General features: G+C 66.8%; 13 protein-coding genes and 1 pseudogene. 11 read left to right on the top strand and 3 right to left on the bottom strand.

The window, feature by feature from the left end; genetic code table 11:
* Positions 1-78 precede the first annotated feature (78 nt).
* The 5 genes from LZC94_05425 (at position 79) to LZC94_05405 (ending at position 6,951) form a co-directional block, all read left to right on the top strand.
* Entirely contained in the window at positions 79-1,038 is a 960-nt protein-coding gene (locus tag LZC94_05425) for an aldo/keto reductase (protein ID WXB16717.1), read from the top strand.
* Positions 1,038-1,898 carry a 3'(2'),5'-bisphosphate nucleotidase CysQ gene (locus LZC94_05420; GenBank protein ID WXB16716.1) on the top strand — a complete coding sequence of 287 codons (861 nt, stop codon included), beginning with the start codon at positions 1,038-1,040 and terminating at the stop codon, positions 1,896-1,898. The genes LZC94_05425 and LZC94_05420 overlap by 1 nt, the downstream gene beginning before the upstream one ends.
* Positions 1,895-3,154 (top strand): FAD-binding oxidoreductase, encoded by a 1,260-nt coding sequence (locus LZC94_05415; protein WXB16715.1) that lies wholly within the window; start codon positions 1,895-1,897, stop codon positions 3,152-3,154. Before LZC94_05420 ends, LZC94_05415 begins: the two co-directional genes overlap by 4 nt.
* A 38-nt stretch (positions 3,155-3,192) precedes the next feature.
* Entirely contained in the window at positions 3,193-4,938 is a 1,746-nt protein-coding gene (locus LZC94_05410) for a hypothetical protein (protein WXB16714.1), read from the top strand.
* 66 nt (positions 4,939-5,004) lie between these two features.
* Positions 5,005-6,951, top strand: a complete 1,947-nt coding sequence (locus tag LZC94_05405) for a sigma 54-interacting transcriptional regulator (protein WXB16713.1) — start codon at positions 5,005-5,007, stop codon at positions 6,949-6,951.
* 127 nt (positions 6,952-7,078) lie between these two features.
* Here LZC94_05405 and folK read toward each other — a convergent pair whose 3' ends face one another.
* From folK to LZC94_05390, 3 genes are read right to left on the bottom strand one after another with little or no spacing between them, the layout of a single operon-like run.
* Positions 7,079-7,570 (bottom strand): 2-amino-4-hydroxy-6-hydroxymethyldihydropteridine diphosphokinase, encoded by a 492-nt coding sequence (gene folK, locus LZC94_05400; protein ID WXB16712.1) that lies wholly within the window; start codon positions 7,568-7,570, stop codon positions 7,079-7,081.
* Position 7,571: 1 nt separating this feature from the next.
* Entirely contained in the window at positions 7,572-8,237 is a 666-nt protein-coding gene (locus LZC94_05395) for a hypothetical protein (protein WXB16711.1), read from the bottom strand.
* 27 nt (positions 8,238-8,264) lie between these two features.
* Positions 8,265-9,758, bottom strand: a complete 1,494-nt coding sequence (locus tag LZC94_05390; GenBank protein WXB16710.1) for a hypothetical protein — start codon at positions 9,756-9,758, stop codon at positions 8,265-8,267.
* Positions 9,759-10,180: 422 nt separating this feature from the next.
* Between LZC94_05390 and LZC94_05385 the strand changes: the two genes are divergently transcribed.
* The 6 genes and pseudogenes from LZC94_05385 (at position 10,181) to LZC94_05360 (ending at position 17,441) form a co-directional block, all read left to right on the top strand.
* Entirely contained in the window at positions 10,181-12,244 is a 2,064-nt protein-coding gene (locus LZC94_05385; protein ID WXB16709.1) for a serine protein kinase, read from the top strand.
* 111 nt (positions 12,245-12,355) lie between these two features.
* The gene (locus LZC94_05380) at positions 12,356-12,685 is read left to right on the top strand and encodes a hypothetical protein (GenBank protein ID WXB16708.1); all 330 of its coding nucleotides are present in this window, start codon (positions 12,356-12,358) and stop codon (positions 12,683-12,685) included.
* 194 nt (positions 12,686-12,879) lie between these two features.
* A pseudogene (locus tag LZC94_05375) lies at positions 12,880-13,428 on the top strand (response regulator transcription factor).
* 193 nt (positions 13,429-13,621) lie between these two features.
* A complete protein-coding gene (locus LZC94_05370) occupies positions 13,622-13,879 on the top strand; it encodes a hypothetical protein (protein ID WXB16707.1) in 258 nt (85 codons plus the stop codon).
* Between the two features lie 186 nt (positions 13,880-14,065).
* The gene (locus LZC94_05365) at positions 14,066-16,123 is read left to right on the top strand and encodes a hypothetical protein (protein WXB16706.1); all 2,058 of its coding nucleotides are present in this window, start codon (positions 14,066-14,068) and stop codon (positions 16,121-16,123) included.
* A 7-nt stretch (positions 16,124-16,130) separates the two neighbouring features.
* On the top strand, positions 16,131-17,441 hold the full coding sequence (locus LZC94_05360) for a hypothetical protein (protein ID WXB16705.1): 1,311 nt from the start codon (positions 16,131-16,133) through the stop codon (positions 17,439-17,441).
* Position 17,442: the final 1 nt, after the last annotated feature.

Genomic DNA, 17,442 nt, shown 5'->3' with positions numbered 1-17,442 from the left:
CCGCACCCAGCCTTCCGGTGTGGGCTGGACCTTCAACCCGGATTGGAAAGTCGAACGGAAGTGTGAGATGGGCTAATCGTGCGAAAACGGGCGCTTGGAAAGACCGGGCTATTCGTCTCGGAGATGGGAATCGGCACCTGGGGCCTGGCGGGCGAAGCCTACGGCCCCGTGGAGCCCACGGACGCGGAGCGGGTGATTCACCGCGCCATCGACGTGGGGATCACCTTGATCGACACCGCCGACTCCTACGGCGGCGGGCACATGGAGCATCTGCTAGGTAAGGCCTTGAAATCGCTGGGGTCCTACAAAAGCAGAGACCTCGTCGTCGTCACCAAAGGCGGGACCGACCGCAGCACCATCCCGCCCCGAAAGCGCTTCGACCGCGCCTATCTGGTCGATTCGGTCGAGCGCTCGCTCAAGCGGCTCGGGCGCGAGCGCCTCGACGTCTACTTGCTCCACAACCCCAGCGTCGAGTGCCTCCTCGCAGGCGAGGCCCTCGACACCCTGGTGACCTTGAAGCGCGACGGAAAAATCGGCCACATCGGCGTGTCCGCCGGCGAGTCCGAGGCGGCGATGACCGCGCTCGATCGGGGCGCCGAGGTCATCTCCATGTCGTACAACCTCGTTCACTCGGCCGATCTGCACCGCGTGGCCGGTGAAATCATGGTGTACGGCGCCGGCGTGCTCGCCCATTCTCCCCTCGCCTACGGACTGCTCTCCGATGCGTGGACCCAGGATCGGACATTTTTGCCCGGGGACCATCGGGAAAGGCGCTGGGAAAAGCACGAGCTCGCAAGGCGCGTTGCTCAGCTCGATGCCATGCGCTTCCTCGTCAAAGGGAACGTGCGCTCGCTCCGCGCGGCCGCGATTCGCTTCGTGCTGGCCAACCACCTGGTATCGTGCGCGATCCTCGGCCCTCGAACCGTGGATCAGCTAGTAGAACTCGTGCGCGAAACGGGCGGTGGCCCCATCTACCTTCCCGACGCGGATATGGCCGTCCTTCCGCGAACCCTGGCCAAAGTCGGAATCATGATGTGATGAGCGAAGACGAACGAACCGCAACCAACCTGCAAATCGTCGAGGAGCTTCTCCGGATCGCCGCCCGTGCCTCCAAGGCCATCGCGCGCGTGTACGCGACGGATTTCGCGGTCGACTACAAAGCGGCCCACGATCCGGTCACGGTGGCCGATCGCGAGGCCAACGGCATCATCTGCGAGGAGCTCGCAAAGGCCTTCCCCGGCGTGCCGGTGGTGGCCGAGGAGAGCGATCCCGCGACCTATGCAGGATGGCGCGATGCATCGTCCGTCTTCTTCGTGGACCCGCTCGACGGCACCCGCGACTTCGTGAAAAAGAACGGCGAGTTCGCCGTGATGATCGGCCTCGCCGAGAACGGACGCGCGAAGCTCGGCGTCATCCACGCGCCGGCCACGGATCGGCGCTGGGCCGGCGGCGATGGGATCGCCGCCTTCGAGCAGCTCGCCGATGGAACCCGAAGACCCCTTGGCGTCAGCCAAATCGCGACCATGGCCGCGGCGCGGCTGGTGGCCTCGCGATCGCGGCCCTCGGAGGAACTGGTGGAGGTGGCCGAGCACTTGGGCGTGGGCAACGTCTCGCCGCTGGGGAGCGCGGGCATCAAGGCGGTGGCCATCGCCTCGGGCGAGGCCGAGCTTTATGCGCACCTGGGGAACGCCGGGTGGCGCTGGGACACGTGCGCGCCGGAGGCCATCGTGCGCGCCGCGGGGGGAACGACCACGGACGCGTACGGCGATCCCATCGACTACCGCGCGCCGTCGCTGCTGAACAGCAGCGGGCTTCTCATGTCCAACGGGCACCTCCACGAGCCCTTGCTCACCGCGCTGGCGCGCGTGCGGGCCGAACGAAAAGGAAACAGCGGATGAAAGACCACGCCGAAGTCGTCATCATCGGCGCAGGCATCATGGGCCTGGCCATCGCGTACCACCTCGCGCGCCGCGGCGTGACCGACGTGGTGGTGCTCGACAAGGGTTACCTCTGCGGGGGCGCCAGCGGCCGAAACGGCGGCGGCGTGCGCGCCCAGTGGTCGAGCGAAGCGAACATCCGGCTCATGCTCGAGAGCATCCGCATGTGCCAGGACTTCGCCAGCGAGATGAAGATCAACGTGTGGCTGCGCCAAGGCGGCTACCTCTTTCTCACGCGCACCGAGGACAAGCGGCGCGCCCTCGAGGCGAGCGTCAAGCTGCAGTCCGAGTGCGGCCTCGCCACGCGCATGCTCTCGCCCAAAGAGGCGCAGGGCATCGTGCCCGAGCTCGACATCGACGGCATCACCGCCGCCAGCTACAACCCCGACGACGGCGTGGTCTTCCCGTGGCCCTTCGTGTGGGGCTTCGCGCAAGGGGCCCGCAAGCTCGGGGTCACGGTGGAGACCTTCCGCGAGGTCACGGGCTTTCGCACCAAGGGCTCGCGCATCGACGGCGTGGTCACGCGCGCGCTGCCGCGCTCGGGCAAGGGCCCGGCGGCCCGCGACGAGCACATCATCCGCACCCACAAGGTCGTGAACGCGGCCGGCGCATGGTCGCCCGAGATCGCGCGCCTCCTGGGCGTGGAGCTCCCGAACCGACCGCACCGCCACGAGATTTGTTCAACCGAGCCGCTGAAGCCCTGGCTCAAACCGCTGGTGGCCGATCTCACCGACGGCCTCTATTTCAGCCAATCGACGCGCGGCGAAATCGTGGGCGGCGTGGGGCAGGAGCACGTCCCGCACGGCATCAACCAAGACAGCTCGCACGCCTTCCTCGGGCGCTATGCGCGATCGCTGGTGCGCACGTGTCCCATCCTCGGGCACGTGAAGGTGCTGCGGCAGTGGTCCGGCTGTTACGACATTACGCCGGACGCGAACCCCATCGTGGGCGACGTCGACGAGGTAGAAAATTTCTACCAGGCGTCGGGCTTCATGGGCCACGGCTTCATGATGGCGCCCATCATGGGCAAGCTCATTGCCGAATACATCATCGACCGAGCGGCAAATGCAAACCGCCCCGGCGTGTCCAAGGTGGGCCGCGCCCGCGGAGGCGAAGGCGCGCCGCCCTCCGTGGTCGACCAAAACATGTTCGAACGCTGGAACCTGCGCCGCTTTCGCGAGGGCAAACTCTTGTCCGAAGCGATGATCATCGGTTAGGTTCGAGAAAAACGCTGCACTTGGCGAGAGAGGTACAAGTGAGCAACAAATCGAGAAGCATCGGGCTGGTCTGGGGGCTTTCGGCTCAAATCGCGCGCATGGCGTGGGGGGCCACCCAGGGGTTGGGGATCGCGACGGTGTGTGTGGGCGCCGCGACGACGCTCATGGCGTGTGCAGACGAGAACGACCCCAAGACGTGGGTGAAGCGGCTCGATGATCCGGCGCAGCGTTCGGCGGCGGTCAAGCGGCTGGCGCAGTTCTTCGAAGACACGATGACGAAGACCAACAAGAACCGCGAAGCCCCCGAGGTGATCGAGCTCCTCGGCGTCATCGTGGAGCCGATGACCAAGGTCTACACGGCCGGCAACCTCGATGACAAAACCCGGCGGGAGCTCATCAAGTCCCTCGCCGACATGCGCGAGCCGCGCGCGGCCCCCGCCATGGCCAAGGCCTTCAACGACTACGAGCCGGGCAAGAACGAGGAGGACGTGAAGTTCGCCTCGCAGTGGACGAGCGGCCTCGCCTCCCAAGGAAAGATGACCGATTCGGCGGTCATCGACGCGCTCTGGACCTGCTTTGCCAAGTTCCAACCGTCGCAGTCGAAGTCGAAGTCGTTCAACTTGATCGCCGACCTCCACGACGCGGTGCTCGACGTCAAACACCCGAGCTACGGCCCCAAGGCGACCGAAAAGCTGAGCGCCCCCGTCGACGTGAACAACCGCGACGCGGTGCTCGATCAGCTTCAATTCTGGCAGAAGACCTCCGTCCAACTGATCAAGGAGCTGAAGTACGCGCCGGCCGTCAAGCCGCTGGTGAAGGTGCTGCTCACCCCCACCAAGGGCGATCTGCGGCCCACCGTGAACGCGGCCTTGATGGTCATCCCCGCGGACGCGGAGAAGACCCTCCTCGGCGCCTTGCAAGGGACGGATGCGGAGCTTGGCAAGCTCGCGAGCGAGATCCCGGAGAAGCTCGGCCCCTCGATCCTGGCCGACGCCATCTCGTGGATCTCTCGCCCCGCCGGCCGTGACGCATTGCTCACCGCGCTGGACAAAGCCGACAACGACACGAACCGCACGGTCATTACACAATGCCTCACCCGCTTCCCGCCCGATGCGCGCATCAAGGATGCGTTCATGGGCTCCTATCGGAAGCTGTCGGCAGGCTCGAAGCTGAAGACCAGCGATGAACCGTTTGCGCGCCCGGTGCTCGTGCAGGTGAGCTCGGCCTTCTACGATCCGGCGCTGACCGATTGGGTGCTTCGCGAGGTCTCGGGCTCCAAGGGCGACGAGGGCTCCTCGATGCAGGCCAAAGGGCTCGAGGCGGGCCTCAAGCTGATGGATAAGCCGCGGGTGCGGTCGGTCGGCGAAATGGTGACCAAGTATTGGACGGCGCAGGAGAAGGAGCTCTTCACGGGTGCCGCCAACATCACGGAAAAATGTGGGAACACCGCGAGCTGTTACGTGGCGGTGTTCGATGAGCCGGTGGCATCCACCCCCGCCGGGCGCATGAAGGCCATTAAATCGGCGCGAATGGCTGCAACGTATGGCCGCGACGACACGAAGAAGGCGCTCTTGGACAAGGTCGACAAGATCAAGGACGCCCAATCTCGGCTGGCCTTGGTCGAGGCCATCGACTACCTCTCGCCCAAGGGGGACACGGCCGCGGCCGATGTCCTGGATAAAATCGTGGCGAGCGACGTGGCGAGCGGCAACAAAGATCTGATTTCCGGCGACGACGCGGTCGTTAAAGTGGCAAACCGCCTCCGTGCACGCGCCTTGCCGTGACGCGGCGGAGCATTTTGTTGTAAAGCTGCAGGCGTACGCGGTTGTCGCGGAAGACTGAAGACTCGAATGATTAGGCTCGAGGTCAAAAGCGGAGCGTCGGCAGGCAAGCACCTCGAGTCCTCGGCGGATGTGCTCCGCATCGGGCGTGCCGACGACAACGATCTGGTCCTGGCCGACGGGCTGGTGTCGGGTCAGCACGCCAAAATCGTCTACGCCGCCGATCATTACGTCCTCACGGATCAGCGCTCCACCAACGGCACCGCCATCGTGCGTCAGGCGGAGCGCCTCGCGCTCGACGCCGGCAACAACTACGAGACGACCCTGGCCACCGGCGACGTGATCGAGCTGGGGAGCGGCGATCACGCGGTCTCGCTCGGTGTCGTCTTGGAGGACGATCCGGACGACGCGCGGGTGGTCGCCGTGCGGCGCATCGAGGAGATGACGGCGGCGGGGAGCCACGTCGAGCGCCACGGCCCTCGCCTCGATGCGCTCTACCAAGCGCAGACCCGCATCGGCGCCGCCGGCGAGCTGACCGAGGTGCTCCTGGCCATCTGCGACGCGGTGTTCGAGCTCGTGCCGCGGGCCACGCATACCACCATCATCCTGCGCGACGACGACGAAGAGGGCGCGCGCGCCGGGAGCGCCGGTTATGTGCCGGTGATCACGCGGCTGCGCGGGCAAGAGGGCGCGGGCAGCGGGCCGATCCCCATCACCCGAAGCGTGTTTCGCAAGGTGGTGAGCGAGCGCGCCGCGGTGCTGGCCGCCGACGCCACCAACGAGGTGGGGCAGACGGAGTCGCTCATCGGGGCGCGCATCCGCTCGACCTTGGGCGTGCCGCTCTGGAAGGGCGAGGAGATCCTGGGCGTGCTGCAGATGGACAACCGCGAGAGCGCGGGGGTCTTCACCAGCGGCGATCTGGAGATCGTGGGCCTGCTCGCGCACAACGCGTCGCTGGCGGTGGCCAACGCGCGCCTGGTGAAGCGGCTGCGCGCGGCCGAGGAGCGGCTCAAGAAGGAGAACGCGTTCCTCAAGGGCCGCGAGGAGACGCGACGCACGGGCGGGCGCGGAGGACAGCAGGAGATCATCGGCCAGGCGGGGGCGATGCGCGTGCTGCTCCAGCAGCTCGACAAGGTCGTCGATACGCGGGTGACGGTGCTCATCGAGGGCGAGACCGGCACCGGCAAGGAGCTGATCGCGGCGGCGGTGCACTACCGCTCGCGGAGGCGGGACAAGCTCTTCGTCGGCCAAAACTGCGCAGCGATGCCGGAGAACCTGCTCGAGAGCGAGCTCTTTGGGCACAAGAAGGGCGCCTTTACGGGAGCGCACGAGGAGAAGAAGGGGCTCTTCGAGATCGCCGACGGCGGCACCTTGTTTTTGGACGAAGTGACGGAGATGCCGCTGTCGCTCCAGTCGAAGCTCCTCCGCGTGCTGCAGGAGGGCGAAATTCGCCCCATCGGCGCGACGCAAGAGCGCCGCATCAATGTACGCATCGTGGCCGCGACCAACCGCAACCTGGAGAAGGAAGTCTCCGAGGGGCGCTTCCGCGAGGACCTTTACTACCGCCTCAAGGTCTTCCCCATCCGCGTTCCCCCGCTGCGCGAGCGCCGGGAGGACATTCCGCTCCTGGCCACACACTTCCTCCAGCGCTTCTCCGCCGAGATGGGCAAGGCCGCCGCGGGCTTCTCGCAACAGGCCATGGAGCTCTTCCAGAGCTACGACTGGCCGGGCAATGTGCGCGAGCTGCAAAACGAAGTGCAGCGCTTGGTCATTCAAATCGATCCGGGCGGCTTCGTGACCCCCGAGCTCCTCTCTCCGCGCCTGCGCCAAGTCGAAGGCGTGATCGAGCGCGTGCGGCCGACCAAGGGCACCCTCAAAGAGATGATGGACCAGCTGGAGCGCTGGCTGCTCATCGAGGCGCTGCGCGAGCACCAGAACAACAAAACCGCCGCCGCCAAGGCGCTGGGGATCACGCGCGAAGGGCTTCACAAGAAGCTGCGTTCGTTCGGGCTATAGGCCGTTCCCGTACGCGTTTCCGCGCCCGTTCACGTTCCCGTGCCGGTACACGTTCCCGAGTCTTTCCAGAGTGAAGAACGGGAACGGGAACGTGTACGGGAGAGAGGGAGCGTGAAGGGCCTGCGCGTTATTGCGCGACGGCGGGCACGATGAACCAGTCGCTCGGGGGCGCGAAGCGTTCGACTTCGCCCGGGGGCGTCGGTGGGACGCGGTAAGGTGCGTCGGGGGCCACGTCGAGCAGCGGGAGAACGGCGAAGGCGCGCTCGTGCAGGCGGGGGTGCGGCACCGTCAGCTCAGGCGATGCGAGGGCCACCTCGTCGGCCCAGAGAATGTCGACATCGATGGTGCGCGGTCCCCAGCGCTCCGCGCGCACGCGGCCGAGGGAGAGCTCGACCTCCAGCAAGCGCGCGAGCAAGCCGCGAAGATCATCGTCGGGCCATCGGAGAAGGACCGCGGCGTTGAGGTAGTGCGGCTGCGGCGGTCCCACCGGCGCGGTCTCGTAGACCCACGAGGCGGCCTCGATAGGCGCAATGTTCGAGGCGATGCGGCGCGCGGCCTCGCTCAGGGTCGCTCGGCGATCGCCCAGGTTCGCGCCCAAGCCAAGGACGACCCGCGTCATGTCAAGGCTTCGATCCTTGGAGGCGCAAAGGATCCGTGAGCCGCCCCGGGTAGCCGCCGTTCACCTGGCCGGCCTGCACGAAGAACAGATACGCAGGCTCGAGTCGTCCATCGACGAAGGCCGTGAGCGTAATGATGGCGCCGGGATCGGTGTCGAACAGGATGCCGGCCACGTTGGTCGTGGTCGTGGTGCTCGCGCTCGCGTCGGTGCCGTTGCTGTTGGCCACCACCGTATCGGAGGCGAGCAGCTTGGCGCCCCGCACATTGGACAGCTTGCCCGATTCGGCGTGCACGCCGACCTCGATCCGACAGGGGCGGTGCGCCCGGTCACGGTTGGTGTCGCACGTCCACCAGATGTACCAGTGGCCGCCGGAGGAGTACTCGGAGTAAATCCCCACGCCCTCGCCGGGCTTCGCGTTGAGCGTTTGATCGGTGTCCACCTCCACCAAGAGCGGCGTGCTCGAGCCATTCTTGCCGGGGTTCGCGCCGTCGCCGTACGACGGATCGCCCCAGTAGCCATACGAATAAGGTTGGTGATCGCGATCGTCGTCGACGACACAGGCCGCGCTGGCCAGCGCGACGGCGCACAACGCGGGGCGCGCGAGGCGCGCAAGCGCAAGACGGGGGCGAAGGGGCAAAGGAGACGTCACGCTGTGATTTCGAACCATCCGAAGCTCCAGGTTATCGAGAAATCGTTAGGGCCGGGTGATGACTTGTCCCGGCCCTGCGCCGACGCTCGGCGAGCCGCCCATGTGCATTCCGCCGCCGCCCTGGAACATGGGCATGGACGGCGGGGTATGAAAAACGGGCGGGGCCGGGGGCACGTACGTCGGCGCCTGGTAGGGGTTGCTGATGACGACACCCGGCCGGATCGCGGACGAGGGAAACGTCGGCCCCGACGAGGGAAACGGCGGGAGCGCGTAGGGTGAACGCGGGGGGACGTAGTGCGAGCCCGCGCTCGGCGGGAGCGCATAGGCGTTCGGACCGATGTACGGGGGGCTGCCCGGGCTGGGCGGAATCGCGCGCCCGTGCGGACCGACGTAGATGGGCCCCCCGCCATGATCCGGGAGCCGAATCGGCCCGCTCGCGACGGGCCCGTTGGGACCCATGCGGGCGCCTCGCCCATCGGGCATGGAGGGCAGCAGCTGCGGCCCCGTCACCACGCGCCCCGCGCCGCTCGGCCCCTCGACGTGCGCAAATCCCTGCGGAGGCCGCGCACCCACGGCGACCGCGGTGGACGGAACCGCCATGGCGCGCGCGCGGTCTAGCCCGCTGTCACGGCTACCGGGATGCACCACCGCGCTCTCCGGAATGCCAAGCGCCGAGGGCGGCGGACCATATCCGCCACTTCGACCCATCCCGCCAACCCCGGGCTGCGCCGGCGTACGGCCGCTCGCGTCCGCGCTGGCCCCCGGAACGGTCACCACGCGCCCGTTGGCGACCGCCGGATCGGCCGGCATGTACGGCTTGGTGGCGGCGGCGATGGCCGGGATGCGCGCCGGCGGGACGATGCGCGTTCCGACGGCGGGGCTGAAAATATCGCGGTGCGGGCAGTAATAATACGTTGGTGGTGGAGCGACGTAGAAGCCCACGGCGTAGCCGCCTCGCCAATACCATGTAGGCGGCATGGCCGACCAGCCGACGTAATCGTACGGTCCGTACCCCACGCGCCACGTGACCCACGCACCGCGGTACGTGCGACCGGGGATCCAAGCCCATCCACGCCCGGGGATGTTCACCCAGCGCCCATAGTGAAAGGGCGCCCAGCCCCACGAATAGTCGGAGACCCAGATCCAATCGTCGTCGTACACCCAGTGACCGGCGGAGACATAGGGTGCGAAGTCGGGCCCCACGGTGGCGATGGATGGCACCCAGACGGTCCCGTAGCTCGGATCGTCGCTCCAGGTCCCGTAAGGTTCCAAGGTGGCGCGAAACTCCGTGAGCGCGGTGGGATCGGTGTCGGCGTACGCTCTTTCGTCGACGCCAATGGCGATCTCATTGGGGTCGCGCTTGCCGGGGGCCGTGCCCTCCAGGGTCGCGCCCGTCGACGATGTGTGAATCGGCTCGGTCGCAGCTTGCGCAGGCTGACGCGGGTACTCGGCTTCTTCGTACCGTTCAGCACAGCCCACGAGGAGCAGCGCAAGCGGTGCAATCGATCCACTCGCGATGCGGAACCAACCGACCTTCATGGCTCTCTCCCGAGATTTCCCAGGCTTACCCGCTTACCACGTGGCGTTACGGTTCGCCCGGACCCAAGTATTTTCCCATGTTCTGACTCTTTATGCAGCACCCTGAAATTAACGCCATGGCACAACTCGTCTTTGGTGGCAGCAATCAGGACGAGCGCGCCATTTGATTCATCGATCCATCAGAGATCCTGAAAGATGCCGAGCTGCCGCACGCTCAACAAACGGGAGGGTGCTTTCCATCCCGCAAGGTGCGACCTTGGTAGAAGCCCAGCAACGTCCAGGCCGTTCGTTCCCCGCCGTGTTATCCTGTAACCGTCCAAGCTGCTGATACGAGCTACGAGCATACGAGCAGAAACAGCGCACGATACGAACGGCACGAGCGATACAGCCGACACGAGCGACAAAGACCAGAGGAGATTCGGATGCCCGAAACACGCACGTCGATGACTGAGCGAATCGCAGCGATGCAGGACTACGCCCTGTACCGTGAGCTCCATTGGGAGGGGTCGTTCGAGGAGTACTTGGAAGTCGTACGGCAAAGGCCGCAGGTCACGCGGAACGCGTATCAGCGCGTTTACGACATGATCATCAGCTACGGCACGGAAGAGTACATCGACAACAAGAAGAAGCTCGTTCGGTACAACTTCTTCAAGGACGAGCTGAATAACGGCGCCAACGCCATCTACGGGCTCGACATCCCGCTCATGCGGCTGGTGCACGTGCTCAAGGCCGCGTCGGAAGGCTACGGTCCCGAGAAGCGCGTCATCCTGCTCCACGGCCCGGTCGGCTCGTCGAAGAGCACCATCGCCCGGCTGCTCAAGCAGGGCCTCGAGGCCTACTCGCGCACGGTGGACGGCGCGCTCTACTCGTTCGACTGGGTGAACCTCGCCGGCACCGGCCTGGCAGGCGCCGACGCCGATGCGTTCCCGAGCCCGATGAACGAGGAGCCTCTGCGCCTCATTCCGCCGGAGTGGCGCGCGCGGGTCATCAACGAGCTGGGACTCTCGAACGACCAATTCAAGGTGCGCTGCGAAGGAGATCTCGACCCGGCCAGCCGCTTCGTGTTCAAGCACTTGATCGCGAAGTACGAGGGCAACTGGGCGAAGATGATCGCGAATCACATTCGCGTGCGCCGCCTGGTGCTCTCGGAGAAGGACCGCGTGGGCATCGGCACCTTCCAGCCGAAGGACGAGAAGAACCAGGACTCCACCGAGCTCACGGGCGACATCAACTACCGCAAGATCGCCGAGTACGGCTCCGACTCGGATCCCCGCGCGTTCAACTTCGACGGTGAGTTCAACATCGCCAACCGCGGCATCGTCGAGTTCATCGAGGTGCTCAAGCTCGACGTGGCCTTCCTCTACGATCTGCTCGGCGCCTCGCAAGAGCACAAGATCAAGCCGAAGAAGTTCGCGCAGACGGACATCGACGAGGTGATCCTCGGGCACACGAACGAGGCCGAGTACAAGAAGCTCCTGAACAACGAGTTCATGGAAGCCTTGCGCGATCGAACCATCAAGATCGACATACCGTACATCACGAAGCTCAACGAAGAGATCAAGATCTACGAGAAGGACTTCAGCACCAAGAAGATCAAGAACAAGCACATCGCGCCGCACACCTTGGAGGTCGCAGCCATGTGGGCGGTCTTGACCCGCCTGGAGGACCCGAAGAAGCACAATCTGTCGCTCGTGCAGAAGATGAAGCTGTACGACGGCCGCGTGCTCCCGGGCTACACGCAGGACACGGTGAAGGAGCTGCGCAAGGAGTCGAAGCGCGAAGGCATGGAGGGCATCAGCCCGCGCTACGTGCAGGACAAGATCTCCAACGCGCTGGTGAACGACTCCGGCGAGGGCACGATCAACCCGTTCATGGTGATGAACGAGCTCGAGAAGGGCCTGCGTCACCACTCGCTCATCACCAACGACGAGCAGCGAAAGCGCTACGGCGAGATCATCAGCATGGTGAAGCGCGAGTACGAGGAGATCGTGAAGAACGAGGTGCAGCGCGCCATCAGCGCCGACGAGGACGCGATCGCGAAGCTGGCCGCGAACTACATCGACAACATCAAGGCGTACACGCTCAAGGAGAAGGTCAAGAACCGCTACACGGGACAGGACGAGGAGCCCGATGAGCGTTTGATGCGGTCGATCGAGGAGAAGGTCGACATCGCGGAGAATCGAAAGGACGACTTCCGCCGGGAGATCATGAACTTCATCGGCGCCCTCGCGGTCGAGGGGAAGAAGTTCCAATGGTCGACCAACGACCGTCTGCGCCGGGCCCTCGAGCTCAAACTGTTCGAGGATCAGAAGGACTCGATCAAGCTGAAGACCCTGGTCGCCGCCGTCGTCGACAAGGATACGCAGGAGAAGATCGACATCATCAAATCGCGCCTCATCAAGAATTTCGGCTACAACGAGGTGAGCGCCACCGACGTGCTCAACTACGTGGCCTCGATTTTCGCCCGCGGGGACGCGAAGGATTAATTAGGCCGTTTCCAGCACGCCCTCTTCCAGATATACCGCCGTGCTCACTCTCGGTCCGCCCTCTCGATCGCGAGATGGGGTGAACGAGATGGAGCATGGCGGTGAGATTCGATGACGAACATGGCTAGCTTGCGAAAGACCCTGATGAAGCAGGGCATGAAGTTGATGGGCGACCCCCGCGTCATGAAGCTGATGCAGGACGAGCGGGTCATGAAGGCCGTGATGGCCGCCATGAGCATGCCCGGCAAGGTGCAGAGCTTCACCCAAGAGCAGGCGGAGCGCATCGCCAAGGCGATGGCGCTGGCCACCGAGGACGAGGTGAAGGATTTGAAGCGCACCGTGCGGCGCCTCGAGGAAGAGGTGGCGCGACTTCAACGCGATGCGCGCGACGGTCGCGAGACGCGGGATTCGCAGCCGAACGATCGCGCAAAAAAGAAGTAGTACCGAGGAGTTGCCGCTCATCCGGTGAGATGCGCGTGGGGTCTGCGCGCCTCACCTTCGGCGGCCCGGCGCGGCGCTGACGTTGCCTGGGTGACGATCTGTCACCCAATTGGTGTACGTTTCGCATCTTCCGCGGTCGTGTATTCTCGGGTTCTGTGGGGGCTCGAGTTCTAGTCGTCGAAGACGATGCGGAGATGGCGTCGCTTCTCCAAGCGGCGCTGTCGGACGAGGGGCACGCGGTTCGGACCACGCGGGGAGAGCGGGCGCTGGAGCAGACGCGCGCGGTTCGCCCGGAGGTGGTGCTGCTCGATTGGCCGCAGCGGGCGCGCGAGGGTCGCGAGCTATGCATGGGGCTTCGAAAGTGTGGGGTGCCGGGGCTGATGGTGATGTCGACCAGCCCAACGCGCGATCGATTGCGCACCATCTTCGAGTCGGGCGCCGACGACGTGGTGCGAAAGCCGTTCGATCTCGACGAGCTGCTGCTGCGCGTGCAGGCGCTGGTGCGCCGCTGGCAGTCGGCGGCCGAGGGCGAGGACGTGATCCGCATCGGGGCCATCGAGATCGAGCGGCGGCAAGCGCGGGCCTTCGGAGAGGCGATTCCGCTCACGGAGCGGGAGCTCGCGCTGCTGACGCACCTGGCGCGCCGCCGCGATCGGGCGGTGACCTTGACGGAGCTCGCCAGCTTGGTTTGGGGGCAGCGGGCGCCGGTGAGCAACGCGGTGGTCGCGCACGTGAATCATCTTCGCTCGAAGCTGGGAAAGGCGGGGGCGCAGCTGCGTACGGTGCGGGGGGTCGGATATGTGATTTCGTCACGAAGCGAATCGGGATCCGTGGCGGGGGGCGCGGATGGGGCGAATGGCGGGCACGGGGCGAATGGGGTGAATGGCGAGCACGGGGTGAACGACGGGCACGGGGCGGACGGGGGGGAACGAACCGATGAACGAGAGGACGCAATCGGCTGACGCGTACGGCGATTCCGCGCGTGAGCCGGGTGAACGCGGCGAGGCGCTGCTCCATGCGCTCGCGCGCTTGAAGTTGCGGCTGGAGGTGTGTCTGCGGAAGGAGCGCTCGCTCCTGGCGTACCGCGCGGCGCTGGTGCGCTGTCTCGATGACGTGGATGACATCGTGCATGCGGCGACGGCCGATGCGCGCTCGGGGCATCCTCGGGTGGCGGTCGATGATGCGGGTTCGTGAAAGGAGAGCGGAGGCTCGCGCGGCGTCATCGCGCGGCGGTCATGATGCGGGTTCGTGAAGGGCGGGGGCGGGTTCGTGAGGCTCTTTCATCGAGTCGAATGATGTGCCCTCCACGTTGACGATCGCTCGTCGCGTGCGTTCACCTTAGGAACGCTCCGCGAACAGTCGGCGGCGAGGGAGGTCTCGATGACGAGCGTGATGGCGCGCGAAAGGCGCTGGTCCCATGGCATGGACGTTTCTCCGGCCGGCGGAGACACGCCCACCATCGCATCCAACCGGAAACGATTGGATCGCGAGGCACCGAATCTGTCGTTCACGATCACCACGCGCAAGCCGTTCGTGGAGGTGATCCTGGCGACGGATCGCGCGTTGTTCGATCCCGCGAACGCGTCGCGGAGGACCGCGCACGACTTCTTCGCCAGCCGGCACTTCGGCTTGACCCACGTGAGCGGCGAAGGCGCGACGTACATCGTGCCGACCGCCACCCTGCGCGCCTTTTTGGAGGCGCGGCCGAGGCCGCGTGAGATCTTCTTTACGGCCATCGCCTACGACGATGAATCGGGTCGAAACCCGGTGCTCGCGCAGCCGGTCCCCGCCTTGGTGACGCAGGCGCCTTCGGTGGCCGTCGCCAGCGACTTCTCCGTGCAGGGGCTCTCGCGATCGTTTGGGATGGCGCTCGATCGGCTGGTGCGCCACGAGGGGCAGCGCCCGGCGCCCGCGTATTCGGATGCGAGCGACGCTTCGTGGTCGGGGGGCGCGGCGCGGGCGTGGTCGGGGGGCGCGGCGCAGGCGTGGTCGGGGGGCGCGGCGCGGGCGTGGTCGGGGGGCGCGGCGCGGGGTTGGCAAGAAGCGGCGCACCAGGAAGCGGCGCCCGCGTGGCACGAGGACGAGGAGGAGCTCGCGCGCGGCATGGTCGCCTTGGAGCTGGATGCCGATGGCTTCGATCGGGACGATGCGCCGGCGGCCGCACCGGCAGCAGCGGCGACATCGGCGGCGGCGGCGTACGACGAAGGCGATGGGTATCCGGATGGGGGCGATCCGAATGGCGCGTATTCGAATGGGGCATACCAGGATGGCGCGGCGGCGAGCGAGCTGGCGTCGTCGTTCGATTACGATGATGGATTCGGCGACGACGATCGGCCGGTGCGCGCCGAGCCGGCGGAGCTCGCGGACGCGGATGACGAAGGGGCGGCTTATGGCGACGAGGCCGATGAACGCCCGGCCCACGCGGCGAGCTTTGCGGCCCCTACGGCTCCGGCGATGAATGGGGCGCCAGGCGCCCATGGAGCGCCGGCGATGAATGGGGCGGGCGTGAATGGAGCGCCGATGAACGGGGCGCCTTCGGCGGTTGGGGCGCCTTCGGCGATTGGGGCGCCTTCGGCGATTGGGGCGCCTTCGGCGGTTGGGGCGCCGGTGCCCGCGCCGTCATGGGCCGTGGCGGCGGCGCCGCCACCGACGGGTGCGCAGCTTCGGAATGCGCTCGGGCGGGTGGCCGCGACATTCGATGGTCACGCGCTGTACACGATCGCGCGGCGCGCGCCGGATGGTGCGCTTCGGTTCGGGCTCGGTGCGTTCGATTCCCGCTCGGGCGCCCTCGGCAGGTTGCTCGCGCACATGAAGACGGCGGATGCCGCGGCGTTCGCGCACTTCTTCGGGGACGCGGCCGATGCGCTGCTCGCGGTGACCAACGCGCGCACCCCCGATGCGCGGATGGCCGATGTCGGAGGCAAGCCGCTCACCGACGCCGCGTGGATCGCGCGGTTCGAGGCCTCGGGGGCGCATGCGCCGTTCGTGGCCGTGCAGAACGAGCTGGTCGCGACCACGGTGCTCGCGCCGATGTGGCGCATCCTCCATGGTCTGGGGCTCGTCAGCGAGCGGGCGGTGGCCGTCGCCATCGTGCTCGGCATTCAAATGGGGGTGCCTTCGGCGTGCGATTGGCTCACCGAACGGCTGGCGCCCGTGCACACGGGGGCGCAGCTGGATCGGGCGCTGGCCGTGCTGGGTGCGCCGGATCTGGCGTCGTTTCAGCGGGATGCGGGGCTCGCCGCGTCGGGGCAGCTCGATCCGGACACCAAGGCGGCGCTCACGCGCGCGCTTCGTGCAGCGGGGACGGCCTCGCCCACGCCGGTGCTCACCTTGGCGCAGATGCTCGAGGCGATCCGAAGGCACGCCGGGCGCACGGGGCTCGGGCGCAAGCTCGCGTCGTTGATCGAGGATCGCAGCTTGGCCGATGCGGCGCGGTGAGGCGCGCATGATCACGGATCCTTTTTCGCGAAACGTCGATGGCACGGACGACATGGCGAGCGTGGCAAACGCGGCCAACGTGAACGGTGCGCTGCGCGCGTCGTCGGCGTTCGCGCAGCTCGAGCCCGAGGCGCAGCGTGAGCTGGCGGAGTCGTTCGCCAAAATCGCGGGATACCTCGGCGCGCCGCACGGGCGCAGCGCCGCGGCGCGGCAGCTCGCGCCGGATCTCTCGAGCCTTCGCCGCGATGGCGGCGGCCAGGCTCCGGCCCAAGCGCCCACGGGTGCGCCGGGCGGTGCGCCCGCGGGTGGAGCGCCGGTGGCGGGTGGAGTCCCCGCGGCGGCCCCCGGTGGGTCCGTCGGTGCGACGGGGCGGGTCGGCGACGTGACGAAGGCGACCTTGAGCGCGATCGATTTCCCGAGCTTCGTGGCGTCGCTCATTCAAGGGACCTTTCAGGCCATCGTCGATGCCTCGATTCAGCAGATGGAGGCGTACGCGCAGCTGCTGAAGAACGCGGCGCTCACGGTCGATCAGTTCATGAGCGACAACGTGACCGATGGCACGGCGCGCGATTACCTGGCCGACCGCTTCGAGGGCGTCTTTCAGCGCGACACGCAGGGGACTTCGCCGAGGCTGCGCGTGCGCGACGGCGGGGCCGGCGACGGCGGCGAGATCCCGTCGTTCTTCAAGGGGCTCGGGCTCGACTCGCTGGGCGCGCTCGACGATGACACGGTGGAGCAGAAGGTCGTCCCCGCGACGCGGCGGATGCTGGCCGAGCAGCGCCAGCAGACCCTGGCGACCATGGTGCTCATGGGGATCAACCGGGTCGTGGTCAGCGACGGCGAGATCTCCGCCAAGCTCCAGTTCCACGTGGACGCCAGCGAAACGACGCAGATGCGCTTCGACCAGCAGAAGACCTCGGGGATGAACCTCTCGGGGACGGCGGGGCGCAATCCGTTCAGCGCGCAAGGCATCATGGTGAACACCGCCAGCGTGAACGCGCAGAGCGCGCTCAACGTGCGCGCGGATCTCGTCGGGAATGTGGTCGTGCGATTCCGGAGCGAGACCTTTCCGCTCGAGCGATTCGCCGACTCGGCCGCCATTCAACTCATCAACTCCCGAGCCAAAGTACCTGCACCTGCCCAAGCTTCGCCCTCATCGCCCCAAGCCCAGGGACCGCAACCCGGCGCGGGCGCGCCGCCGCCTCCCGCGGTGACGACGCCTCCATCCTTGGCCCCCGCGCCCGCGCCGGGCGCGCCCGCACCGGCCACGCCCCGAGCCCAGTCATGGGGCGATGACCTCTGGGGGGAGAGCAGGTAGG

This window comes from Sorangiineae bacterium MSr11954, from assembly GCA_037157815.1.
In the GTDB taxonomy this organism is placed as follows: domain Bacteria; phylum Myxococcota_A; class Polyangia; order Polyangiales; family Polyangiaceae; genus Pendulispora; species Pendulispora albinea.
This window is presented reverse-complemented; position numbering and strand designations above follow the sequence as displayed.

What these genes read in the sequence shown, in the direction of transcription:
- LZC94_05420 (WXB16716.1), top strand. Translation starts at nt 1,038, where the DNA reads ATGAGCGAAGACGAACGAACCGCAACCAACCTGCAAATCGTCGAGGAG.
- LZC94_05415 (WXB16715.1), top strand. Translation starts at nt 1,895, where the DNA reads ATGAAAGACCACGCCGAAGTCGTCATCATCGGCGCAGGCATCATGGGC.
- LZC94_05405 (WXB16713.1), top strand. Translation starts at nt 5,005, where the DNA reads ATGATTAGGCTCGAGGTCAAAAGCGGAGCGTCGGCAGGCAAGCACCTC.
- folK (WXB16712.1), bottom strand. Translation starts at nt 7,570, where the DNA reads ATGACGCGGGTCGTCCTTGGCTTGGGCGCGAACCTGGGCGATCGCCGA.
- LZC94_05395 (WXB16711.1), bottom strand. Translation starts at nt 8,237, where the DNA reads ATGGTTCGAAATCACAGCGTGACGTCTCCTTTGCCCCTTCGCCCCCGT.
- LZC94_05390 (WXB16710.1), bottom strand. Translation starts at nt 9,758, where the DNA reads ATGAAGGTCGGTTGGTTCCGCATCGCGAGTGGATCGATTGCACCGCTT.
- LZC94_05385 (WXB16709.1), top strand. Translation starts at nt 10,181, where the DNA reads ATGCCCGAAACACGCACGTCGATGACTGAGCGAATCGCAGCGATGCAG.
- LZC94_05380 (WXB16708.1), top strand. Translation starts at nt 12,356, where the DNA reads ATGACGAACATGGCTAGCTTGCGAAAGACCCTGATGAAGCAGGGCATG.
- LZC94_05370 (WXB16707.1), top strand. Translation starts at nt 13,622, where the DNA reads ATGAACGAGAGGACGCAATCGGCTGACGCGTACGGCGATTCCGCGCGT.
- LZC94_05365 (WXB16706.1), top strand. Translation starts at nt 14,066, where the DNA reads ATGACGAGCGTGATGGCGCGCGAAAGGCGCTGGTCCCATGGCATGGAC.
- LZC94_05360 (WXB16705.1), top strand. Translation starts at nt 16,131, where the DNA reads ATGATCACGGATCCTTTTTCGCGAAACGTCGATGGCACGGACGACATG.